Source organism: Streptomyces sp. CA-142005 (assembly GCF_050942335.1).
In the GTDB taxonomy this organism is placed as follows: domain Bacteria; phylum Actinomycetota; class Actinomycetes; order Streptomycetales; family Streptomycetaceae; genus Streptomyces.
Genome location: NZ_CP192078.1, coordinates 4,731,358 through 4,754,607 on the forward strand (window position 1 = coordinate 4,731,358; position 23,250 = coordinate 4,754,607).

Annotated in this window: 18 protein-coding genes; 5 read left to right on the plus strand and 13 right to left on the minus strand. The window is 72.0% G+C overall.

Going from position 1 to position 23,250, the window contains the following annotated elements; genetic code table 11:
* Positions 1-29 precede the first annotated feature (29 nt).
* The 6 genes from ACQPXS_RS22155 to ACQPXS_RS22180 form a co-directional block, all read right to left on the minus strand.
* Positions 30-1,220, minus strand: a complete 1,191-nt coding sequence (locus ACQPXS_RS22155) for an acyl-CoA dehydrogenase family protein (RefSeq protein WP_433451050.1) — start codon at positions 1,218-1,220, stop codon at positions 30-32.
* Positions 1,221-1,227: 7 nt separating this feature from the next.
* A complete protein-coding gene (locus ACQPXS_RS22160) occupies positions 1,228-3,075 on the minus strand; it encodes an acetyl/propionyl/methylcrotonyl-CoA carboxylase subunit alpha (protein WP_433451051.1) in 1,848 nt (615 codons plus the stop codon).
* Positions 3,076-3,083: 8 nt separating this feature from the next.
* Positions 3,084-4,682, minus strand: a complete 1,599-nt coding sequence (locus tag ACQPXS_RS22165; protein WP_433451052.1) for an acyl-CoA carboxylase subunit beta — start codon at positions 4,680-4,682, stop codon at positions 3,084-3,086.
* On the minus strand, positions 4,679-6,355 hold the full coding sequence (locus ACQPXS_RS22170; protein WP_433451053.1) for an acyclic terpene utilization AtuA family protein: 1,677 nt from the start codon (positions 6,353-6,355) through the stop codon (positions 4,679-4,681). The genes ACQPXS_RS22165 and ACQPXS_RS22170 overlap by 4 nt, the downstream gene beginning before the upstream one ends.
* Positions 6,352-7,146 carry a TIGR03084 family metal-binding protein gene (locus ACQPXS_RS22175; protein ID WP_433451054.1) on the minus strand — a complete coding sequence of 265 codons (795 nt, stop codon included), beginning with the start codon at positions 7,144-7,146 and terminating at the stop codon, positions 6,352-6,354. The genes ACQPXS_RS22170 and ACQPXS_RS22175 overlap by 4 nt, the downstream gene beginning before the upstream one ends.
* Positions 7,147-7,236: 90 nt before the next feature.
* The gene (locus ACQPXS_RS22180; RefSeq protein WP_433451055.1) at positions 7,237-8,955 is read right to left on the minus strand and encodes an NAD-dependent malic enzyme; all 1,719 of its coding nucleotides are present in this window, start codon (positions 8,953-8,955) and stop codon (positions 7,237-7,239) included.
* Positions 8,956-9,155: 200 nt separating this feature from the next.
* On the opposite strand from ACQPXS_RS22180, the gene ACQPXS_RS22185 reads away from it, so the two are divergent.
* A complete protein-coding gene (locus tag ACQPXS_RS22185; RefSeq protein ID WP_433451056.1) occupies positions 9,156-10,580 on the plus strand; it encodes an FG-GAP repeat protein in 1,425 nt (474 codons plus the stop codon).
* Positions 10,581-10,798: 218 nt separating this feature from the next.
* Here the strand turns inward: ACQPXS_RS22185 and ACQPXS_RS22190 are convergent, their stop codons facing one another.
* The 6 genes from ACQPXS_RS22190 to ACQPXS_RS22215 all read right to left on the minus strand — a co-directional run bounded on the left by ACQPXS_RS22190 (position 10,799) and on the right by ACQPXS_RS22215 (position 19,022).
* Positions 10,799-11,734, minus strand: coding sequence for an EamA family transporter (locus ACQPXS_RS22190; protein ID WP_433451057.1), 936 nt, complete (start codon positions 11,732-11,734; stop codon positions 10,799-10,801).
* Between the two features lie 112 nt (positions 11,735-11,846).
* Positions 11,847-13,763 carry an ABC transporter ATP-binding protein gene (locus tag ACQPXS_RS22195; RefSeq protein ID WP_433451058.1) on the minus strand — a complete coding sequence of 639 codons (1,917 nt, stop codon included), beginning with the start codon at positions 13,761-13,763 and terminating at the stop codon, positions 11,847-11,849.
* 87 nt (positions 13,764-13,850) lie between these two features.
* Positions 13,851-13,982 carry a hypothetical protein gene (locus ACQPXS_RS22200; protein ID WP_433451059.1) on the minus strand — a complete coding sequence of 44 codons (132 nt, stop codon included), beginning with the start codon at positions 13,980-13,982 and terminating at the stop codon, positions 13,851-13,853.
* 168 nt (positions 13,983-14,150) lie between these two features.
* Positions 14,151-15,272, minus strand: coding sequence for a lipid II:glycine glycyltransferase FemX (locus ACQPXS_RS22205; protein ID WP_433451060.1), 1,122 nt, complete (start codon positions 15,270-15,272; stop codon positions 14,151-14,153).
* Between the two features lie 34 nt (positions 15,273-15,306).
* Positions 15,307-16,074: a metallophosphoesterase family protein gene (locus ACQPXS_RS22210; RefSeq protein WP_433451061.1), complete on the minus strand. Its 768-nt coding sequence runs from the start codon at positions 16,072-16,074 to the stop codon at positions 15,307-15,309.
* A 32-nt stretch (positions 16,075-16,106) separates the two neighbouring features.
* On the minus strand, positions 16,107-19,022 hold the full coding sequence (locus tag ACQPXS_RS22215) for an FAD-binding and (Fe-S)-binding domain-containing protein (protein ID WP_433451062.1): 2,916 nt from the start codon (positions 19,020-19,022) through the stop codon (positions 16,107-16,109).
* A gap of 157 nt (positions 19,023-19,179) precedes the next feature.
* Between ACQPXS_RS22215 and serC the strand changes: the two genes are divergently transcribed.
* The gene (gene serC, locus ACQPXS_RS22220; protein ID WP_433451063.1) at positions 19,180-20,298 is read left to right on the plus strand and encodes a phosphoserine transaminase; all 1,119 of its coding nucleotides are present in this window, start codon (positions 19,180-19,182) and stop codon (positions 20,296-20,298) included.
* Positions 20,299-20,452: 154 nt separating this feature from the next.
* Here serC and ACQPXS_RS22225 read toward each other — a convergent pair whose 3' ends face one another.
* Complete coding sequence (locus ACQPXS_RS22225; RefSeq protein ID WP_433451064.1) at positions 20,453-21,433, minus strand: WD40 repeat domain-containing protein; 981 nt, start codon at positions 21,431-21,433, stop codon at positions 20,453-20,455.
* A 113-nt stretch (positions 21,434-21,546) separates the two neighbouring features.
* Here ACQPXS_RS22225 and ACQPXS_RS22230 point away from each other — a divergent pair, with 113 nt between their 5' ends.
* From ACQPXS_RS22230 to ACQPXS_RS22240, 3 genes are all read left to right on the plus strand, one after another.
* The gene (locus ACQPXS_RS22230; RefSeq protein WP_433451065.1) at positions 21,547-22,230 is read left to right on the plus strand and encodes an SGNH/GDSL hydrolase family protein; all 684 of its coding nucleotides are present in this window, start codon (positions 21,547-21,549) and stop codon (positions 22,228-22,230) included.
* Between the two features lie 88 nt (positions 22,231-22,318).
* Positions 22,319-22,900 carry a Uma2 family endonuclease gene (locus ACQPXS_RS22235; protein WP_433451066.1) on the plus strand — a complete coding sequence of 194 codons (582 nt, stop codon included), beginning with the start codon at positions 22,319-22,321 and terminating at the stop codon, positions 22,898-22,900.
* A 25-nt stretch (positions 22,901-22,925) separates the two neighbouring features.
* Positions 22,926-23,225, plus strand: coding sequence for a putative quinol monooxygenase (locus tag ACQPXS_RS22240; protein ID WP_433451067.1), 300 nt, complete (start codon positions 22,926-22,928; stop codon positions 23,223-23,225).
* The last annotated feature ends 25 nt before the right edge of the window (positions 23,226-23,250 follow it).

Consider the following 23,250-nt stretch of genomic DNA (forward strand, 5'->3'; position numbering starts at 1 on the left):
GGTTCCTCCAGGACGGTCGGCGCGGTCGCCTAGTACGACTTGGGCAGGCCCAGGGTCTGGTGAGAGACGTAGTTGAGAATCATCTCCCGGCTCACCGGGGCAATACGAGCCACGCGCGCGGCCGTTATCAGCGAGGCGAGGCCGAACTCGCGGGTGAGCCCGTTGCCGCCGAGGGTGTGCACGGCCTGGTCGACGGCCTTCACGCAGGCCTCCCCGGCCGCGTACTTGGCCATGTTGGCGGCCTCGCCCGCGCCGATGTCGTCGCCGGTGTCGTAGAGGTGGGCCGCCTTCTGCATCATCAGCCGGGCCAGTTCCAGATCGATGTGGGCCTGCGCCAGGGGGTGGGCGATGGCCTGGTGGGCGCCGATCGGGGACTTCCAGACGGTACGGTCGCGGGCGTACTCGACGGCCCTGGCCAGGGCGTAGCGGCCCATGCCGATGGCGAAGGCGGCGGTCATGATCCGCTCGGGGTTCAGCCCGGCGAACAGTTGCAGCAGTCCGGCGTCCTCTCCCCCACTGCCGAAAGCGTGGGAGGGGCCCCCACCGACGAGCGCGTCGGCGGGCAGCCGTACGTCGTCCAGGACCAGCTCGAACTGCTTCTCGGCGGCGCCCAGTTCCATGTCGATCGGGTGCCTTTCGAAGCCCTCGGCGTCCGTCGGGACGATGAACAGGCAGGGCTTGAGGCGTCCGGTGCGGGCGTCCTCGGTACGGCCGACGATCAGGACGGCGTCCGCCATGTCGACGCCGGAGATGAAGACCTTGCGGCCGGTCAGCAGCCAGTCGGTGCCGTCCTTGCGGGCGGTGGTGGTGATGCGGTGGCTGTTGGAGCCGGCGTCGGGTTCGGTGATGCCGAAGGCCATGAGGCGGGTGCCGTCGGCGATTCCCGGGAGCCACCGCTGCTTTTGGGCCTCCGTGCCGAAGCGGGAGATCACGGTGCCGCAGATGGCGGGCGAGACCACCAGCATGAGCAGGGGGCAGCCCGCTGCTCCCAGCTCTTCGAGGACTATGGAGAGTTCGGCGATGCCACCACCGCCGCCGCCGTGCTCCTCGGGGAGGTTGACGCCGAGGTAGCCGAGCTTTCCGGCCTCGGTCCACAGTTCGGTGGGGGGTTTGCCCGCGGCGACGGCCTGGAGGAGGTAGTCGCGGCCGTAGCGTTTGCCGAGGGCGGCCACCGCCGAGCGGAGGGCTTTGTGCTCTTCGGTTTCGATGACGGGAGACATGCGGCTCCTAAGAAGAGGTTTCCTGCACTACGGCGAGCAACGTTCCTGGTTCCACCTGCCGGCCGGTCGTGGCGTGCAGCGCGGTCAGCGTGCCTGTGACCGGCGCCGAGATCCGGTGCTGCATCTTCATCGCCTCCAGCCAGATCAGCGGCTGGCCCGCCTGGACGGCCGCCCCCTCCTCAAGGCCCTCGGCGATGCGGACGACCGTGCCCGGCATCGGTGCCAGCAGGGAACCCGGTGCGAGCTGGGCGGTGGGGTCGGGGAAGCGGGGCAGGGCGGTGAGACGGGTGGCACCCACGTGGACCTCGTCGCCGTAGCGGGCGACGGTGTACGTCCGTTCCACGCCGTCCACTTCGAGTACGACCACGCGCGCGTCGGCGCGCACGACCCGCACTCCCTCGGCCGCGAGGCCGTCCCTCGTGTGCCGGTAGCGGACCTCGTGCTCCTCCCCCGCGACCGCGTACCGCTTCACCTGCGGCTGCGAGGGAACGTTGCGCCAGCCGCCGAAGCGGGAGCGGCCGTGGGCGTCGGCGAGGGCGGCGGCCAGGGGGGCGTACGGGTCGGGTGCCGGGGTGGTCAGGGCGGGCAGGTGGCGGTCGTAGAAGCCGGTGTCCATGCGGCCGCTCGTGAACTCCTCGTGGCGCAGGGAGCGCACGAGGAGGTCCCGGTTGGTGAGCGGGCCGTGCAGGTCGGCCCGCTCCAGCGCGCCCGCGAGCCGGCGGATGGCCTCCGTGCGGGTGGGCGCGTGGGCGACGACCTTGGCGATCATCGGGTCGTAGTGGACGCCGATGGTGTCGCCGTCGGTGTAGCCGGTGTCCAGGCGGACCCCCTCCGGTACGGCGAGGTGGTGCAGGGTGCCGGTCTGCGGGGCCCAGTCGTGGGCGGGGTCCTCGGCGTACAGGCGGGCCTCGATCGCGTGGCCACGCGCGCGTGGCGGGTCTTTTTCCAGGGCCGCGCCCTCCGCGATGCGGATCTGCTCGGCGACCAGGTCGATGCCGAACACCGCCTCGGTCACGGGGTGTTCAACCTGGAGGCGGGTGTTCATCTCCAGGAAGTGCGCGCGGCCGTCGGCGACGAGGAACTCGACGGTGCCGGCACCGGTGTAGGCGACGGCGCACGCGGCCTGTACGGCCAGCGCGTACAGGTCTTCCGTGAGCTGCTCGGACAGGCCGGGCGCCGGGGCCTCCTCGACGACCTTCTGGTGGCGGCGCTGGAGGGAGCAGTCGCGGGTGCCGAGGGGCCGGATCGTGCCGTGGGTGTCGGCGAGGATCTGGACCTCGACGTGGCGGCCGTGCTCCAGGTAGGGCTCGATGAACACCTCGCCGTCGCCGAAGGCGCTCGCGGCCTCGGCGCGCGCGGCCTCCAGGGCGGCGCTCAGCTCCTCCAGGCGGCGCACGATCCGCATCCCGCGCCCCCCGCCGCCGGCGGCCGCCTTCACCAGCACCGGCAGGTCGGCCTCGGTGACCTCCTGCAGGGGCGTGAGGCCCATCAGTTCCTTGGCCCGGGTCTTGGACGCCATCGCCTCGATGGCCTCCGGGGAGGGACCGATCCAGGTGAGGCCGGCGTCGAGGACGGCCCGGGCGAAGTCGGGGTTCTCGGAGAGGAAGCCGTAACCGGGGTGCACGGCGTCCGCACCGGCGGCGAGGGCCGCCTTCACGATCAGGTCGCCGCGCAGATACGTCTCGGCGGGCGCCGCGCCCGGCAGCCGTACCGCCGTGTCGGCCACGCGCGCGTGGAGCGCGTTCTCGTCGGCGTCCGAGTGCACGGCGACCGTCCGGATCCCCAACTCACGGCAGGTGCGGAAGATCCGGCAGGCGATCTCGCCCCGGTTGGCGACGAGCAGTGTCGTAATCACGTGATGCCTCACATCCGGAAGACGCCGAAGCCGCCGCGCACGCCCTCGTAGGGCGCCGTGTGGAGGGCGGACAGGCACAGGCCGAGGACGGTGCGGGTGTCGCGCGGGTCGATGACGCCGTCGTCGTACAGCCGACCGGACAGGAACATCGGCAGCGACTCGGACTCGATCTGCTGCTCCACCATGGCGCGCAGGGCGGCGTCCGCGTCCTCGTCGTACGGCTGTCCCTTCGCCGCCGCCGACTGGCGGGCGACGATCGACAGCACACCGGCGAGCTGCTGCGGGCCCATGACGGCGGACTTGGCGCTCGGCCAGGCGAACAGGAAACGGGGGTCGTAGGCCCGCCCGCACATGCCGTAGTGCCCGGCGCCGTACGACGCCCCCATGAGCACGGACAGGTGCGGGACCCGGCTGTTGCTGACCGCGTTGATCATCATCGAGCCGTGCTTGATGATCCCGCCCTGCTCGTACTCCCTGCCGACCATGTAGCCGGTGGTGTTGTGCAGGAAGAGCAGCGGGATGTCGCGCTGGTTGGCGAGCTGGATGAACTGGGCGGCCTTCTGCGACTCGGCGCTGAAGAGCACGCCCTGGGCGTTGGCGAGCACCCCCACCGGATATCCGTGCAGAGCCGCCCAGCCGGTGACCAGGCTGGTCCCGTAGAGCGGCTTGAACTCGTCGAAGTCGGAGGCGTCGACGATCCGGGCGATGACCTCCCGCGGGTCGAAGGGGATCTTGAGGTCGCCCGGGACGATGCCCAGCAGTTCCTCCGGGTCGTACTTGGGAGGCTCGGCGGGGCCGGGATCCGGGTACGCCTTGCGGTGGCCCAGCCTGGCCACCACACGGCGGGCCTGCCGCAAGGCATCCGGCTCGTCCACGGCGAAGTAGTCGGCGAGGCCCGACACGCGCGCGTGCATCTCGGCGCCGCCCAGGGACTCGTCGTCGCTCTCCTCGCCGGTGGCCATCTTCACCAGCGGCGGCCCGCCGAGGAAGACCTTCGCCCGCTCCTTGACCATGATCACGTGGTCGGACATGCCGGGGATGTAGGCGCCGCCGGCGGTGGAGTTGCCGAAGACGACCGCGATGGTCGGGATGCCGGCGGCGGAGAGCCGGGTGAGGTCGCGGAAGACGGCGCCGCCGGGGATGAAGATCTCCTTCTGGGAGGGCAGGTCGGCGCCGCCCGACTCCACCAGGGAGATGCAGGGCAGCCGGTTGGCGAGCGCGATGTCGTTCGCCCGCAGGGCCTTCTTCAGGCTCCACGGGTTGCTCGCGCCGCCGCGCACGGTCGGGTCGTTGGCGGTGATCAGGCACTCCACGCCCTCGACCACGCCGATGCCGGTGACCAGCGAGGCGCCGACCGGGTAGTCACTGCCCCAGGCGGCCAGCGGGGACAGCTCCAGGAAGGGCGTGTCCGGATCGAGCAGCAGCTCGATCCGCTCGCGGGCGAGCAGCTTGCCCCGCTTGCGGTGCCGCTGGATGTACTTCTCGCCGCCGCCCGCGAGCGCCTTGGCGTGCTCGGCGTCGAGTGCGGCGAGCTTGGCGAGCATGGCCTCGCGGTTGGCCCGGTAGTCGGGGCCGGCCGGGTCCAGGGCCGAGGTCAGGACGGTCACAGCAGGGCCTCCGGGATGTCCAGGTGGCGGGAGCGCAGCCATTCGCCGAGGGCCTTGGCCTGCGGGTCGAAGCGGGCCTGCGCGGCGACGCCCGCGCCGAGGATGCCCGCCACGACGAAGTTCAGGGCGCGGAGATTCGGCAGCAGGTGCCGGGTGACGGGCAGGTCCCGGCTCTCGGGGATCAGCTGCCGGAACCTTTCGGCGGTCAGCTCGTGCGCCAGCCACCGCCAGGCCTGGTCGCTGCGGGCCCAGACCCCGACGTTGGCGTTCCCGCCCTTGTCCCCGCTGCGGGCCCCGGCGACCAGCCCGAGGGGTGCGCGACGGGTCGGACCGGGCGGGAGGGGGTCGGGGAGCGGCGGGGCCGGTACGTCGTCCAGGGGCTGAGTGTCCTGGGGCACCGGCACAGGGATACGGCGTCCGTCGCGGAGGACGGCCATATGGTCGACGGCACCATGAGGGACGTACACCTCCTCGAAGACCCCATACGGCGAGCCCTTCCCCGGTGGGGAGAGCACATGGAAGCCCGGGTAGCTGGCCAGCGCCAGCTCCACGGCCGCCCCGCTCAGCGCCCGCCCGACGACCCGTTCGTCCGAATCCCGTACGACGAGCCGCAGCAGGGCGCTCGCGGTCTCCTCGGTGTCGGCGTCGGCCCGGTCGGTGCGGACCAGCTCCCAACGGACCTCATTGGGCGGCCATTTCGCGAGTGCGTCGGTGAGCTGCGCCCGCACCAGCGCGGCCTTGGCCTCGATGTCGAGTCCGGTGAGGACGAAGACGACCTCGTTGCGGAAGCCGCCGAGCCGGTTGAGCCCGACCTTCAGCGTGGGCGGCGGCGCCTCGCCCCGCACGCCCTCGATCCGCACCCGGTCCGGCCCGTCCTGGCTCAGCCGTACGGTGTCCAGCCGGGCGGTGACATCGGGCCCCGCGTACCGGCCGCCACCGGTCTCGTACAGCAGCTGCGCGGTGACCGTGCCGACGTCGACCAGCCCGCCGGTGCCGGGGTGCTTGGTGACGACACTGCTGCCGTCGGCGTGGACCTCGGCGAGCGGGAAGCCGGGCCGGTGTACGTCCCCCTCCCGGAAGAACGCGTAGTTCCCGCCGGTGGCCTGGGTCCCGCACTCCAGCACATGCCCGGCGACGACGGCGCCCGCGAGCGGGTCGTGGTCCGTGGGGCCCCAGCCGAAGTGGGCGGCGGCGGGCCCGGTGACGAGGGCCGCGTCGGTCACGCGGCCGGTGACGACGATGTCCGCACCGGCCCGCAGACACGCGGCGATGCCGAAGCCGCCGAGGTAGGCGTGGGCGGCGAGCGCGCCGGGGTGGGAGGCGGTGAGGTCGTCGCCCTCGACGTGCGCGACACGGACCGGGATGTCGAGGCGGGCGGCCAACTCCCGTACGGCATCCGCGAGTCCGGCCGGATTGAGTCCCCCGGCGTTGGTGACGATCTTCACCCCGCGCTCGTGGGCGAGGCCGAGGCAGTCCTCCAGCTGGCGCAGGAAGGTGCGGGCGTAACCGGCGCCGGGATCCTTCAGCCGGTCGCGGGCGAGGATCAGCATGGTGAGTTCGGCGAGGTAGTCGCCGGTGAGGACGTCGACCTCGCCGCCGGTGAGCATCTCGCGCAGGGCGTCGAAGCGGTCGCCGTAGAAGCCGGAGAAGTTGCCGATGCGCAGCACGGTCATGCCGGGGCCCCCTTCGGCGGGCGGCCGCCGCCGGACGGGCCCGCGAAGGCCTGCGCGATGTCCAGCCAGCGGTCGGCGTCCGGGCCGGCGGCGTTCAGGGCGAGGTCGGAGCGGTGGGCTCGCTGGGTGACGAGGAGGCAGAAGTCGAGGGCGGGGCCAGTGACGCGCTGCGGGGCGTCCTCGGGGCCGTACGCCCACAACTCGCCCGTCGGCGCCACGAGTTCCACGCTGAACTCCTCCGCGGGCGGGGTGAGCCCGTGCACGGTGTGGGCGAAGTCCCGGGTGCGGACCCCGAGCCGGGCCACATGCCTGAGCCGGTCGGTGGGGGTGCGGGCCACACCGAGGGCGTCGGCGACGTCCAGGCCGTGGGCCCAGGTCTCCATGAGGCGGGCGGTGGCCATGGAGGCGGCCGACATGGGCGGGCCGTACCAGGGGAAACGGGCGCCGGGCGGGGCCTCGCGCAGGGCCTTGTCGAGGGCGGTGCGGCCCTCGCGCCAGGCCGCCAGCAGCTCGGCGGGCGGGCGCCGGGCGCCTTCCTCCGCGCCCTCGTCCACGAAGGAGTCGGGGGCGGCGAGCGCCTTGCCGACCAGTGCGCGGAACGCGTCCGCGTCGGTGACGGCGAGCAGCGCCGACCGGTCGGTCCAGGCGAGATGGGCGATCTGGTGGGCGACGGTCCAGCCGGGGGCGGGGGTGGGCAGTGCCCACTGCCCGGGGCTCAACTCGGCCACGAGCAGGTCGAGTTCCTCGCTCTCGGCACGCAGGTCGTCGATGACGGGCGTCGGGTCGGCCATGGGGGGAGCATGGCAGTGGACACAGAAACAATCAAGCGTGCTTGCATGAATTTGCCCGGCCGGTTTCGCCCGCTTCCCGGGAAGGGGTCCTCACACCGCTTCCACCGGCGGATACACCGGCTCCCAGCGCGCCGCGCGCACCGCCGCCTCGACGTCGGCGCCGTCCAGACCGGCCCGGGCGACGCCGTCCGCCATCGCCGCGCGGACCACGGCCACGGCGACCGCCTCCGACGTGCCGCGCAGGTCCCGGATGGGCGGGAGGACCGGCGCGTTCAGCCGGGCGACGTCGCTGTCGCCGGTCCGGCGGGCCACCGCGTCCGCCGCCGCGCGGAGCATGCGGTCGGTGATGCGGGAGGCCCGCGCGACGATCGTGCCGAGGCCGAGACCGGGGAAGACGAGGGCGTTGTTGGCCTGCCCGATCTCGTACGTCGTCCCGTCCCGCTCGACCGGCGCGAAAGGGCTGCCGGTGGCCACCAGCGCCTGCCCGTCCGTCCAGTCGAGCAGGTCGGCCGGGGTCGCCTCGGCGAGGTGGGTGGGGTTGGACATGGGCAGGATGATCGGGCGCTCGGTGTGCCGGGCCATCTCGCGGACGATCGGCTCGGTGAAGGCGCCGCTCTGGCCGGAGGTGCCGATGAGGATGGTGGGACGGACCCTTCGGACCACCTCGTCGAGGGGGATGCCGGGCAGGCTGTCGTCGCGCCGCCAGTCGGCGACCTCGTCGGCGGGGCGGGCGTAGGGCTGCTGGAAGTCGCGGAGCTTGTCGCCCTGGCCGTCGGTGAGCAGTCCGTACCGGTCGACGCACCAGAAGCGGGCGGTGGCCTCGGCCGGGGACAGCCCCTCGGCGACCAGGGCGTCCCGGAGCTGGTCGGCGACGCCGATGCCGGCGGTGCCCGCGCCGAAGACGACGATCCGGTGCTTCGGCAAGGGCACACCGGCGGCGCGTACGCCGGACAGGACGGCGGCGAGGTTCACCGCGCCCGTGCCCTGGATGTCGTCGTTGAAGGTGCAGACCCGGTCCCGGTAACGGTTCAGGATCCGGCGGGCGTTGGCGGTGCCGAAGTCCTCCCAGTGCAGCAGGGCGTTCGGGAAGAGTGCGGTCGCGGCGGTGACGTAGGCGTCGATGAACGCGTCGTAGGTCTCCCGGTCGGCGCGGGGGTGCCGGTTGCCGAGGTAGAGGGGGTTGTCGAGGAGTTCCTTGCGGTTGGTGCCGACGTCGAGCATGACCGGCAGGGTGCGGCGCGGGTCGATGCCGGCGGCGGCCGTGTAGACGGCGAGCTTGCCGACCGCGATGTCGATGCCGCCCACGCCCCAGTCGCCGATGCCGAGGATGCCCTCGCCGTCGGTGGCCACGATCAGGTCGACGTCGTCGGCGCCGCGACCGCTCGCGCGCAGGGAGCACTCGATGTCGTCAGGGGCGTCCACGGAGAGGTAGATGCCGCGCGGGCGGCGGTACTCGTGGCTGTAGCGCTCGATGGCCGTGCCCACGGTGGGCGTGTACACGATGGGCAGCATCTCTTCGAGGTGGTCGCCGACGAGCCGGTAGAACAGCGTCTCGTTGCGGTCGTGCAGCGCGGCCAGATTGACGTTCTTGGCCAGGTCGCTCGGCTGCGCCCGGTACTGGGCGTAGGCGCGCTCGGCCTGCTCGTCCTGGGTGAGCACATGGGGCGGGACCAGCCCGACGAGGTCCAGGGCCCGGCGCTCGGTCTCGGTGAACGCCGTCCCGCGGTTGATCCGGGGGTCGGCGAGTACGGCACGGCCACGGGCGGTGATCTTCAGCGGGCGGGGAGCGGGATCGCTGTTGCCGGTCACGGGACCACTTTTCCACACATCCCGCTCCGATGTGCACCTAAGCCGCTACTCTCCGTCATCGCCCGACCGAGGCGGACCGGATGGTCGGGCCCGCACCGCACGGCGGCCGGCGGCGCGACGGACGCGTCGCGGGCCCCATTAGGATGCGCTGCCTGCGGCGCATGCCAGGTGCGTCGCGTGGGGGAGGGATCCAGTTGAGAGTGAACAAGCTCGGTCTGCGCGGCAGTTGGAGAACGGGAGCGGTGGTGATCGCCGTCGCCATGGGCGCTTCGCTGCTGTCGGCCATGCCCGCGGCAGCCGTGCACGGCGCGGTGCCCGGCGACTTCAACGGCGACGGTTACCGCGACGCGGTCCTGCCCGCGCCCGGCGCGAACGTCGCCGGCAAGGAGGGAGCCGGTGCCGTGGTCGTGCTCTACGGAGCCAGGTCGGGGCTGTCGACGGCCAGGCGGGCGACCATCACGCAGAACAGCGCCGGCGTGCCGGGCACAGCCGAGGCGAACGACGGCTTCGGCGCCTCGACCGCGACGGCCGACCTGAACCGGGACGGCTATGCCGACCTGGTCGTCTCCGCCCCCTACGAGGACACCGCGGCGGGCCAGGACGTCGGCACCGTGACGGTCCTGTGGGGCAGCCAGAAGGGGCTGACCGCCGGCACGGACCTGCCGGCGACCACTCCCGGCACGTACTACGGCCTGGACGTGCAGGCGCTCGGCACGGGCCCCGGCGCGAAGACGGAGGTTGTCGTCGCCGGGTACGAGGGGTTGATGCGCTTCATGGGACCGTTCAGCCGCCGCGGCACCTACGGCCAGGCCGTGGAGAACCGGGACACCGCTTCCGTCGGAAGCGTCGCACTGGGCGACTTCGACAACGGGGGCTCCCCCGACGAGGTGGCCGTCACTGTCCGGCTGAGCGGTCTGAGCGGCGGCGAGGTGTACGTCGACCCCGTCTACGGCGGCGCGCAGCAGACGGGCAACGGCCTGATCGCGGCCAGTGGGGACGTCAACGGCGACGGATACGCCGATCTCGTGGTCGGCGACCCCGACGAGCCGGACAGGGCCGGAGCCGACGGGGCGCTCGGCGGCCGGGTCCTCGTCTGGTACGGCTCGGCGCACGGCATCGCGCGGGACGCGAAGCCCGTGCAGCTGACCCAGAACACCCCGGGTGTGCCCGGTTCGAGCGAGAAGGGGGACGCCTTCGGTGGGGCCCTCGCGGTGGCCGATCTGAACGGTGACGGGCTGGCGGACATCGTGATCGGCTCGCCGTTCGAGGACACGGGCAAGAGAAACGCCGGCCAGGTGACGGTCGTCCCCGGCCGCCGCACCGGCGCCCTGGGCGGCAACGCCTATGCCTTCACCCAGGACACCGCCGGCATCCCCGGCAGCGGTGAGGTCGACGATTCTTTCGGGACCACCGTCGCCGTGGGTGACATCGACAAGGACGGCAGACCGGAACTCTTCGTCAGCGCCGCGGAGGAGGACAGCTCCACCGGCGCCGTCTGGGTCCTTCCGGGCGGAACCGGCGGCCCCACCGCCAAGGGCAGCCACATGATCACCGCCCCGTCCGTCGGCTTCTCCCAGAAGGAGAACACCCTCCTCGGCGGTTACGGACTACTCGGAGTCATCTGACACGCGCACCAGGTCCCCTTCCGTCGTCACGTGGATAGGTCATGTCCCTGTTCCACCGCCTTGTGCGCGTCCGCTCCGTGACCCTCGAAGTTGTCGGCGAACTCCCGCATGGCGTCCGCCGTCTCGCGGAAGTCGTCCTCGTCGACGTTCGGAATGGTAAGGGCACGAGCTGAAAGGGCTATCCCGTTTGCGGCCTGCCCTGTGACAAGGCCGGAACGTCAGGCTTCCGGCATCGCCGGAGCCGCACCCCGGCCCACCTGGGTGCGGACCGCGCCGATGCTCGCCGCGATGACCAGGGCGATGGCGGCGGCCTCCGCGGCGGACAGGGACTGGCCGAGGATCAGGAAGCCCGCCGTTGCGGCGATCGCCGGTTCCAGGCTCATCAGGATCGCGAAGGTGGAGGCGGGCAGGCGGCGCAGGGCCAGGAGTTCGAGGGTGTAGGGCAGGACGGAGGAGAGCAGGGCCACCGCCGAGCCGAGGGCCACGGTGGTGGGGTTCAGCAGGCGGCTGCCGGCCGAGGCGATGCCGATGGGCAGGAAGAGGAGGGCCGCTATCGCCATGGCCAGGGCCAGGCCGTCCGCCTGGGGAAAGCGGCGGCCCGTACGGGCGCTGAAGAGAATGTAGATCGCCCACATGGCGCCGGCACCCAGGGCGAATCCGACACCTGTGGGATCGAGGCTGCCGAAGCCTCCACCGCTCAGCAGGAAGACGCCCAGCAGGGCCAGTCCCGCCCACAGCGCGTTGATGGCACGGCGGGAGGCCAGGACGGACAGGGACAGCGGGCCGAGGACCTCCAGGGTGACCGCCGGGCCCAGCGGGATGCGGGCGACCGCCTCGTAGAAGAGGCCGTTCATCGCGCCCATGGCGATGCCGAACGCGATGACCGTGCCCCAGTCGGCACGGGAGTGGCCGCGCAGCCGGGGGCGGCAGACGAGGAGGAGGACGACGGCCGCCGCGAGGAGGCGGAGGGTGACCACGCCGGGCGCACCGGCCCTCGGCATCAGGGTCACCGCCAGGGCCCCGCCGAACTGGACCGAGATGCCGCCGGCCAGCACGAGGCCCACGGGGCCGAGCGAACCGGGAGAGCCGAAGCGGCGCGGGCCTCGGGCAGGGGTGACCGGGGTCGGCGTGGCGGTGCTGGAGGTGGCGGTCACGGGCGGTCCTGTGCTTGATCGGGTTCGTTCATCTCCATGTACTAACGAGTCCAGAGTAATGGACTCTGACAGGTGCGTGAACCCTTTAAGGAACTGTCCCGAATGCTGGAAGTCAGATAGTCGGCCAGGTGTCGGCGGCATAGGGGTCGTAACCGTACGGCTGCTGGTACGGCGGCGCCTGCCCGTACACGGGAGCCGGCACCGGTGCCTGCTGGTCCTCCCACAGCGGCATGCGCAGCTCGCCGGTGTCCATCACCGCGTTGTTCTGCGAGCGGTGCAGCCGTGCGTACGCCCCGCCCCGGGCGAGGAGTTCGTCGTGCCGGCCGGTCTCCACGATCCGGCCCCGGTCGACCACCAGGACGCGGTCGGCGTCAGGGGCGAGGTTGAGGTCGTGGGTGATCATGATCGTCGTGCGGCCGGCCATCAGGCGGCGCAGGGGTTTGACGACGCGGCGGGCGGCCATCGCGTCCAGGCCCGTCGTCGGCTCGTCCAGGACCAGGACGGGCGCGTCGCGCAGGAGGGCGCGGGCGATGGCGAGGCGCTGGAGCTGGCCGCCGGACAGGCGGGCCGAGCTGGGGTCGACCCGGGTGCCGTACCCGTCGGGCAGCCGCGAGATGAACTCGTGCGCGTCGGCCGCCCTCGCCGCCTCCTCGATGGCCCGGTCGCTGGCGCCGGGCCGGCCGCAGGCGATGTTGGCGCGGACCGTGTCGTGCAGGACGAGGGTCTCCTGCGGCAGGAGCGTCACGTACTCGCGGAGGCGGGCAAGGGGGAAGTCGCGCAACGGCACGCCGTCCAGGAGGACATCTCCGGAGTCCGGGTCGTAGAAGCGCAGCAGGAGCTTGGAGACCGTGGACTTGCCCGCGCCGCTCGGGCCGGTGACGATCACCAGCTCGCCGGGGCCGACCGTGAAGGAGAGGTCTCGGAGGGCGGCCTTCTCGGCGCCGGGGTAGCGGAAGGTGACGTCCCTGACCTCGACCGTGCCGTCCGGGCGGCCGGTGTCCGCGGGGTGACGCGGGTCGGTGACCGAGGGGCGGACGTCCAGGATCTCGATGAGCCGCTCGGCTCCGGCCGTGGCGGCGGTGACGGTGAGGCCGAGCTGGGCCAGGCCGCGCACCGGTGGATAGAGGTAGCCCAGGAAGGCGGCGAAGGCGAGGAGCTGACCCAGGGTCATCCGGCCGGTGGAGATCTCCCAGGCGCCGATGCCGATCACCGCGAGCACGCACACCGTCTCGATGACCTGCACTATCTGTTCGTAGGCCTCGTTCAGGCGGGTGGAGCGCACCGAGGCGCGGAACCAGGCGTTCGCCTCCTCGCGCAGCCGGCGGCGTTCGGCGTCCCGGCGGTCGTAGGCCTGGATGAGCACGATGTTGCCGAGGGACTCCTCCACCACGGAGGTGATCGCGCCGTCGGCGACCCGGCCCGCACGGGAGACGTCCTTGATGGAACCGGAGAAGCGGCGGGCGGCCAGCCAGAACAGGGGCGCGAGGACGAAGGTGGCGACGGCCAGGTCCCAGCGCAGCCAGAACGCGGCGGCCGCGTAGAAGAGGGCGGAGAAGGCGGCCGAGGCGGCGCCGACCAGGCCGGAGACGACCATCGTCTCGATCGCCTCGACGTCACCGGTCAGCCGGGAGAGCAGATCGCCCTGGCGGTGGCGCTGGAAGAAGTGCGGCGGCAGTTGCTGGACATGGTCGAAGACGTGCTCGCGCAGCCGTATCACGAACCGCTCGGTCACCCAGGCGGCCAGGGAGTTGCCGGCATAGGCGACGACGGCGCCCACCACGGCGATCGCCAGCCACCTGCCCGCCGGGCTCCAGAACGCCGCCAGTGAGCCCTTCTGCAGGGCGTGGTCGGTGAGGTCGCCGAACAGCAGGATGGCCTCGGTCTCGGCGAGCGCGGCGAGGACCGTGCACAGCCAGACCAGCAGCAGCCATTTTCTGAGCCCCTTGGTCAGCGGCCAGAAACGACGGAATGCGGTACGGGCCGAAATTGTCGGGGTGTCGTACTCGAATTCGTCACCCTCGTCGTCCACAACGGATTTCCCTTCTGAATCACCGTCCTGAATGAAACGAAAAGGGGCCGACGGTGCACCATCGGCCCCTTTCACATCAGCGCCGGATCAGTGGTCCTGGCCGGGCAGCGGCTTGGGCAGCGGCTTCGGCGCGTGCTTCTTCCTGTGCCTCGGCGGGGGCGGGGGCGGCAGCTGCTTCTTCGGCTTCGGGGGCAGCGGGGCGAGCTTCTTCAGACTCATTCCGACTCCTCATGTCGCACTGTACGTGTGGGTGCTGAATTCCGCGTCCGGAACCCGACACAGAAGAACGTACACGCCTCTCATGTCCCCGAACGGCAAAAATGGCAAAGGGGCGCTGTGAATACCCTTGGAAATGCTGAGCGTTGGTTTGCGAAGCTGAGAGTGCGCTCAGCGCAGGGTCAGGTAGACGTCAAGTGCCTTGTGCAGGAGGCGGTTCAGCGGGAAGTCCCACTCGCCCACGTACTCCACGGCCTCGCCGCCCGCGCCCACCTTGAAGCGGAGCAGGCCGAGGAGGTGGTCGGACTCCTCCAGGGTGTCGGTGATGCCCCGGAAGTCGTAGACGTGCGCCCCGAGTTCGTGGGCGTCGCACATCATGCGCCACTGCATCGCGGTGCTGGGCTGCACCTCGCGCTTGCGGGCGGTGGATGCGCCGTAGGAGTACCAGACGTGACCGCCGACGATCAGCATCGTGGCCGCGGCGAGGACCTCGCCGTCGTGGTGGGCGAGGTACAGCCGCATCCGGTCGGGGTCCTCGGCGGTGAGCGCGCTCCACATGCGCTGGAAGTACGTCAGCGGGCGCGGGATGAACCGGTCGCGCCGGGCCGTCTCGGCGTACAGCCCGTAGAACACCGGCAGGTCCTCGTAACCGCCCCGGACGACCTTCACGCCCGCCTTGTCGGCCTTCTTGATGTTGCGCCGCCACTGCTGGTTGAGGCCCCGCTGGACGTCCTCCAGCGACCGTCCGGCGTACGGCACCTGGCACACGTACCGGGGCTGCCCGGCGGCGAATCCCTCCTCGCCGCCCGGCTCGGCCTGCCGCCAGCCCATCCGGCGCAGCCGGTCGGCCAGGTCCACGGCGCCCTGTTCGGACGAGGTCGGCGGCACGTCCCGCAGCCGGTGTGCGTCCGGGTCGGCGATCCCTTCCTTGACCGCCTCGGGACTCCAGCGCCGGGCCACCACGGGCGGGCCCATCTTCACCGAGAACGCGCCCAGCCCCTTGAGATGGGCCAGCATCGGCTCCAGCCACCGCTCCAGGTCGGGCGAGTCCCAGTCGATGACCGGCCCCTCCGGTAGGTAGGCCAGATACCGCCTGATCTTCGGCAGCGGTCTGAGCAGCACCAGCCCGGCCCCGACGAGCCGCCCGTCCGGCTCGAACCACCCGAGGCTCTCCGCCCGCCAGTCCGCCTTCACGTCCCCCCACGACGGCACCTGCATATGGCTGACGGAGGGCCGGCCCGCCACGAAGGCGAGGTGTTCGGCACGGGTGATGGTCCGCAGGGTGAGGGTCATGCCGCGCTCCTAGGAGATCGCCGGTCGGGTCATCCTATGAACCATCCCTCCCGTCCTTCGGTCCCCATGCCGCCAGCACCTGAGTGTCCGTCGCCCGGGCGTACAGGTAGTGGTCGGCCCACTCGGCGATCTCCGGGTAGGCGCACTCCGCGGTGAGCCGGGCGACGGCCGCCGGGATGTCGTACGGCGTCACGCGCAGGTCGGTGCCGGGGCCCAACAGGCACCAGTGGGCGCCGGGGCGGCCGTAGGGCATGCCGACGCTGCCGGGATTGACCACCAGACGGCCGTGCGCCAGACGGGCGTAGGGCATGTGGGTGTGGCCGCAGACGACCGTGCCGATGCCGGGGTCGAGGCCGGTGAAGACCTCCGCCCAGCGGTCGGGGCGGGAGTCCACCAGCACCAGCTCCTCGTCGTCGCGCGGGGTCGCATGGCAGAACAGGACCGTGCCGAGGCCACGGACGCGCAGGGTGAGCGTCCGGGGCAGGCCGGCGAGGAAGTCGATCTGCTCCTCGCCAAGGGCCCGGGCCGCGTGCGGGCCGATGGGGTCGGGGATGTCGGTGCGCTCGCCGCGCCGGTACTCCACCAGCTCCCGGTCGGCGTTGCCCGCGAGCCACAGCACCCGCTCGCCCTGCTCCCGCAGCAGGTCCAGCACCTCGGCCGGCTGCGGGCCCGCCGTGATGTCGCCGGTCAGGACGATACGGTCGGCCGCCGCCACCTCGGGTTCCGCCAGCACCGCCTCCAGGGCGGGCAGCACGCCGTGGATGTCGGACAGCACGGCCAGCCTGCCGTATTCCCCGGTCACTTCATGCCCCTCGTCACTTCGCTCCCCCTCGGTCACGTCACCTCTCCCGCCGGATGGTCCAGCGCCTCCGCCAGCACCTCCGCCAGATGCCGGCCCCGCACCCCGGCCAGCTGCTCCAGCTGGGTGCGGCAGGAGAAGCCGTCGGCCAGGACCACGGTCTGCTCGGGCGCGTCCCGGACCGAGGGCAGGAGCTGTTCCTCCGCGCAGGCCCTCGACACCTCGAAGTGCCCTTTTTCGAAGCCGAAGTTGCCCGCGACGCCGCAGCAGCCGCCGCTCAGCTCGCCGGTGAGGCCCGCGGCCGCGCGCAGCCGGCGGTCGGGGGTGTCACCGAGCACCGCGTGCTGGTGGCAGTGGGTCTGTCCGGCGACCGGACGGTCCACGGCGGGCGGGGTCCAGTGCGGGGCGTGCCGCTGCAGGGCTTCGGCGAAGGTGACGACGGCCGAGGCGAGGCGGGCTGCGCGCGGGTCGTCGTGCAGCAGTTCCGGCAGGTCGGTGCGCAGGGCCGCCGCGCAGCTCGGTTCCAGCACGACGACCGGGACCCCGGCCCGCAGCACCGGCTCCATCAGGTCCAGCGTGCGCCGCAGGACCGCGCGGGCGCGGTCGAGCTGGCCGGTGGAGATGTAGGTGAGGCCGCAGCAGACGCGGGCCCGGCGGGCGGCGAGCAGCGCGATGGCGGAGCGGGTCCTGCCATCGGCGATCCGTCCCCCGCGGGGCAGCAGCGTCGGCGGCAGGGCCACCCGCAGCCCGGCGGCCTCCAGCACCCGGACGGCGGCCCGGCCGACGGCCGGTGACAGATGCTCGGTGAAGGTGTCCGGCCAGAGCACGACCAGGTCCCCCGGCCCCGAGCCCCACGGCGCCGGCCCCCCGGTGCCGCCGCCGGCGGGCTTCCTGCCTCGGAACCAGCCGGTGAACGTCCGCGTGGCCAGCCGGGGAATCCCCCGCTCGGCCGCGATCCCGCCCAGGCGTTTGCCGGCCTGGGCCAACGGCCGTACCGAAGCGAGCGCGTTGAGCAGGGGGGCCGTGCGGGTGGCGGCGACCCAGCGCAGCCACTGCGGCAGCCTGCCCATGGCGAGGTGCGCGGCGGGACGGCGCCGGCCGGCGTAGTGGTGGTGCAGGAACTCCGCCTTGTAGGTGGCCATGTCGACGCCGACCGGGCAGTCGGAGCGGCAGCCCTTGCAGGACAGGCACAGGTCGAGGGCGTCACGCACCTCGGTCGAACGCCAGCCGTCGGTGACCAGTTCGCCGGCCAGCATCTCGTGCAGCAGCCGGGCCCGGCCGCGCGTGGAGTGCTCCTCCTCGCCGGTCGCCCGGAAGGACGGGCACATCACGGCGGGCCCGGACGCCGTGGCCGTACGGCACTTGGCGACGCCGACGCAGCGGCGGACGGCGGCACGGAAGTCGCCTCCGTCGGCCGGGTAGCCGAAGGCCACGTCGACGGGCTTGCCCGGAAGGACGGAGAAGCGGAGGTTCGCGTCCAGCGGCGCCGGGCGGACCAGCATGCCGGGGTTGAGCAGGTCGTCGGGGTCCCAGACCGCCTTGGCCCGCTCGAAGAGCCGGACCGTCTCCGCGCCGTACATGCGCGGCAGCAGCTCCGCGCGGGCCTGTCCGTCGCCGTGCTCCCCGGACAGGGAGCCGCCGTGCTCCACCACCAGGTCGGCCAGTTCCTCGGAGAAGCGGCGGAAGCGGCCGACGCCGGCCTCGGTGAGCAGGTCGAAGTCGATACGGACGTGGATGCAGCCGTCGCCGAAGTGGCCGTAGGGCGTGCCGCGCAGGCCGTGCGCCGACACCAGGGCGCGGAAGTCGCGCAGATAGGCGCCGAGCCGGGCGGGCGGAACCGCGCAGTCCTCCCATCCGGGCCAGGCCTCGCTGCCGTCGGGCATACGCGTGGCCGTACCGCTCGCGTCCTCGCGGACGCGCCACAGGGTCCGCTGGGCGGCCGGGTCGGTCACCACGAGGGAGTCGATCACGTCGGCCGCGCGGACGATGTCCTCCGCACGCGCGCGTGCCTCGGCCGCCGACTCCCCGCCCGTCTCCACGAACAGCCAGGCGCCCCCCTTGGGCAGTCCGGCCGGCGAGCGCACCAGGTCGGCCGCCATGCCCTCCACGGTCAGCGGGCCGAGCGGAAGGAGTCCGGCGGCGGCCTCGGCGGCGGCGCTCTCGTCGCCGTAGGCCAGCACGGCCAGGGCACGCGCGCGTGGAGCCCGAACCAGCTGGACGACGGCCTCGGTGAGGATGCCGAGGGTGCCTTCGGATCCGCAGAAGGAGCGGGCGACATCGGCGCCCTTCTCGGGCAGCAGCGCGTCCAGCGCATACCCGGAGATGCGGCGGGGCAGCTCGGGAAAGCCGGTGCGCAGCCGGGCCAACTCGCCCTGCGCGAGCTCGCGCAGCCCGTCCGGCGCCCCGGCCCAGTCCCGGCCGAGTCGCAGCCGGTGCCCGCGCGCGGTGAGGACGGACAGCTCCCGCACGCTGTCGGCGGTCGTGCCCCAGGCGACCGAGTGCGAGCCGCAGGAGTTGTTGCCGATCATCCCGCCGAGCGTGCACCGGCTGTGCGTGGACGGGTCCGGGCCGAACCGCAGACCGTGCGGGGCGGCGGCCTCCTGGAGCCGGTCGAGGACGAGCCCCGGTTGGACGACGGCCGTACGGGTGCCGGGGTCCAGCTCCAGCAGGCCGTTCATGTGCCGGGTGAAGTCCAGCACCACGCCGGCGCCGGTCGCCTGCCCGGCGATCGACGTGCCCCCGCCGCGCGCCACCACCGGCACCCCGCGGGTCCGGCAGACCTCCAGCGCCGCGGCCACGTCGTCGGCGTCTCTCGGGGCGACGACACCCGCCGGGACACGCCGGTAGTTGGACGCGTCCATGGTGACCAGCGCCCGGGAGGTGGTGTCGAAACCGACCTCGCCCCGGACGGCGCCGCGCAGCTCCGCTTCGAGACCCGAGTGATCCGTCATGCGTCCAGGATGCATCCGCTCACGGACAGTCACCGGAAGTTTTCCACAGCCCCGCGCATACCGTCGTACAAGTTCACAAGTCCAGTGACCGGTGATCTCGTCTCATCCGACGGACACCGCTCTGCCCGGTTTCGCCCACCGCGATACTCTCCGACTCGTGGCCGACATCCAGATTCCCGCTGACATCAAGCCCGCCGACGGACGTTTCGGCGCGGGCCCCTCCAAGGTGCGTACCGAGGCGCTGGACGCCCTCGCCGCGACCGGAAGCTCCCTGCTCGGCACCTCCCACCGCCAGGCGCCCGTCAAGAACCTGGTCGGCAAGGTCCGCGAGGGCATCTCCGAACTGTTCTCCCTGCCCGAGGGCTACGAGGTGATCCTCGGCAACGGCGGCTCGACCGCCTTCTGGGACATCGCCACCCACGGTGTGATCGAGAACAAGTCCCAGCACCTGAGCTTCGGCGAGTTCTCCTCCAAGTTCGCCAAGGCCGCCAAGCTCGCCCCGTGGCTGGCCGAGCCCACCGTCATCTCCAGCGACCCCGGCACCCACCCCGAGGCGCGGGCCGAGGCGGGCGTCGACGTGTACGCCTTCACCCACAACGAGACCTCGACGGGCGTGGCGATGCCCATCAGGCGTGTCGACGGCGCGGACTCCGGTGCCCTGGTCCTCGTGGACGCCACCTCCGGCGCCGGCGGTCTCCCGGTCGACGTGTCCGAGACGGACATCTACTACTTCGCCCCGCAGAAGTCCTTCGCCTCCGACGGCGGCCTGTGGATCGGCATCTTCTCCCCGGCCGCGATCGAGCGCGCCGAGCGCGTCCACGCCTCCGGCCGCCACGTCCCCGAGTTCTTCTCGCTGCCCACGGCGATCGACAACTCCCGCAAGAACCAGACGTACAACACCCCGGCCCTCGCCACCCTGTTCCTGCTGAACCAGCAGCTGGAGTGGCTCAACGGCCAGGGCGGCCTGGACTGGTCCACGGCCCGTACCAAGGACTCCTCGACCCGCCTGTACTCCTGGGCGGAGGAGTCCAAGTACGCCACCCCGTTCGTCACCGACCCGGCCAAGCGCTCGCAGGTCATCGGCACGATCGACTTCTCCGACGAGATCGACGCCGCCGCCGTCGCCAAGGCCCTGCGCGCCAACGGCATCGTCGACACCGAGCCCTACCGCAAGCTCGGCCGCAACCAGCTCCGCGTCGCGATGTTCCCGGCGATCGACCCGGCGGACGTCGAGGCGCTGACGCACTGCATCGACTACGTGATCGAGAGGCTCTGACCCTCCGGGTACAACAGCCGGGGGCGCCCCGCGGAGTTCGTTCCGCGGGGCGCCCTTCGTCGCGTGCCGTCGTCCCGGGCCGCGCCCCCAACGCCGGTCAGGAACGCCCGCGTGGGAATGACCAGGCACGGCCCCGCAGGACGCCCGAGCCGCCTCACCCCCGCCGCCGCAGCAGCCGCAGCCCGAACAGGGCGGCCAGCCCGACGGCGGCGACGGCGGCGCCGATCCTCAGGCCGTCGCCGCTCACCCCCGAGGACGCGGCTCCCGAACTCCCGCTCGCCGAGGGGGAACCGGACTCCGGGCCGCCGGGCGCGTTCTTCGCCACGACCTCGCTGCCCGCGCCCTCGCTGCTGTACAGCAGCTTGGTCCCGTCGGCGGAATAGGAGACGCCCTCTCCCTGCCCCTGCAGGGGCACGTCGAGGCGTCCCTCGCGCTTGATCCGGCCGCCGTTCCAGTCGTAGTAGACGCCGCCGAAGTACCCGCGCACGGCGAGCTGCCGGCCGTCGGGTGAGAAGGCCGCGTCCGTGGCCCAGAGGTCGACGGACGCGACCGGCTTGAAGATGTTCGCGCCGGAGGCGGACAGGGTGGCCGGGCCCTCGTACAGATGCCCCCCGTCCTCCTTCTTGTCGATGATGTAGACGCGTCCGGTCTTCGGGTGGACGATCAGCGACTCGGCGTCGCGCGGCCCGTTCGCGTACTTCACGACGTACTGCGTGGCCGTCACCGTCTGGTCCTTCAGCTCCTCCGGCTCGGGCAGCCGGTAGATCCACACGTACGGCCACGTGCCGCCGAGGTTGTCGCCGATGTCGCCCAGGTAGATCTCGTTGTGCGGTCCGATGGAGATGGCCTCGACGTCCCGGGGGGCGCCGATGCCGCGCAGGGTGATCCGGGCGACGGTCTTCCCGGTCCGGCTGTCCACGGCGTAGATGTGCGGGCCGTCGCCGCTGTCGTTGTGCGTCCAGTAGATGCCGGGGTGGAGCCGGGAGGCGGCGAGCCCGCTCGACTCGGAGACCCGCGGATCCTTGAACGTGAACCCCTGGTCGCCGTCCCCGCCGGTGCTCTCGGCGGCGGAGGCGGGCAGCGCGCAGGCGCCGGCGAGCAGCAACCCGGCGAGGACGGCGGACGATCGACGCATGTCTCAAGATTGCCATTCGCTTCCGCGGTTCACCTGGCACGCTCCCGCCGGAGTCCGCCGGACGTGGTGGGCCTCACATCCCACCGGCACGCGTGATCGTCCATCATGACCGGATGCTTAGGTTCATGCCCGTAGGTGACTCCATGACGATCGGGAGCGCGGGCGAGCACACATGGCGTTACCGGCTGTGGCGGCATCTGTGCGAGACGCACAACGGCCCGTTCACCTTCGTCGGACCGCGCGAGGAGCTGTACGACAAGGCGGCCGACGCCCCGACGTCCCACGCCTACGCCGAGCCCGGCTTCCCCCGCCGCCACCTGGCCGGCTGGGGCGAGGGCTGGCTGCACATGGCTCCGCTGATCGGCGACGCGGTACGGGAGCACCGGGCGGATGTGCTGCTGGTCTCCCTCGGGCTCATCGACCTGGGCTTCTACACCAACGCCGAGCAGACGGCGCAGAACGTGCGCGCCTTCGTCGCGGGAGCCCGCGAGGCCAGGCCGCGCATCCGCATGGTGCTGCTGCCGGTGATCCCGAACATACGGGCCGAGGCGGACCCGTGCTTCGCCGAGGAGGTCGACCGCTTCAACGTCCTGCTCGCCAAGGCGGTCGCTGACCTGGACGAGCCCCGGTCGCCCATTCTGCTGGCCTCGCCGCCCGAGTCGTACGACATCCATGCCGACACCTACGACGGCACCCATCCCAACGCGCGCGGGGAGCACCGGATCGCGGGGGCGTTCGCGGGGGCGATGTGGGAGGCGTGGGGGGTCGGACAGGCGTACGTGACCGGAACGGGTTGACCGAATTCCGGCGTCTCCCGGTCACCGTGCGTATCGTTGAACTGCGCGGCTGCTCCTGTCCGTGGGGCAGCTGGGGAGGAGCGCCACGATGACCGTCCTTGAAGACAGGATCGCGATGGCCGAGTGCGACGACGAGAGCATGCTCGACGAGATGTTCGACCGGCTTGAGCCCACCCCCGAGGGATACAAGGTCGAGATCGTCGAGGGGACTGTCTACATGTCGCCGCAGCGGGACACTCATTGGCACATCACCCTGGACCTCATCGAGCAACTGCGACGCAAGTACCCGCGAGGGCGGTTGAAGTCCGATGTCCGGATCGACTACCCGGGTCGCCTCAACGGTTTCGCGACGGACGTGACAGCCGTCAGGGAAGGTGCGGCCAAGACTGAGAAGGGCCGCTGGCGCTACCAAGACGTCGAGTTCGTCGCCGAGGTCATCACCAAGGGCACCGCAGCCAACGACTACGGCCCGAAGAAGACCGCATACGCCACCGCCGAAGTCCCGGTGTATGTCATCGCCGACCCCTACAAGGGCATGTGCTACGTCTACACCCAGCCCAAGGAAGGCGACTACATCACGAGGACGAAGGTCGACTTCGGCAAGGACATCGACCTGACCGGCACCGTGATCGACCTCGTCCTCAAGACCGACGAGTTCCCCCGCGACTGACACGCCGGATGCCAGGATGCGGCCCATGACCTACGGCTGCATCGCCTCCATGAAGACCGCCCCCGGCTCCCGCGACGAGGTCGTGGCCATCCTCCTCGGCGCCGCCGAAGGCCTCCGCGCGGCCGGCTGCCACGCGTACATCGTGGGCCTCGCCGACGAGGACGACGTGACGATCCGGGTGACCGAGGTCTGGCGCAGCAAGGAGCACCACGACGCCTCGCTGCAACTGCCGGAGGCCCGCGCGGCGATCGCGAAGGCCATGCCCCTGCTGACGGGCGAGTTCACCAAGCAGGAGCTGGCGGTCGCGGGCGGTCTCGGGCTCTGAGACAGCACACCCCCAGGCCCCGAAA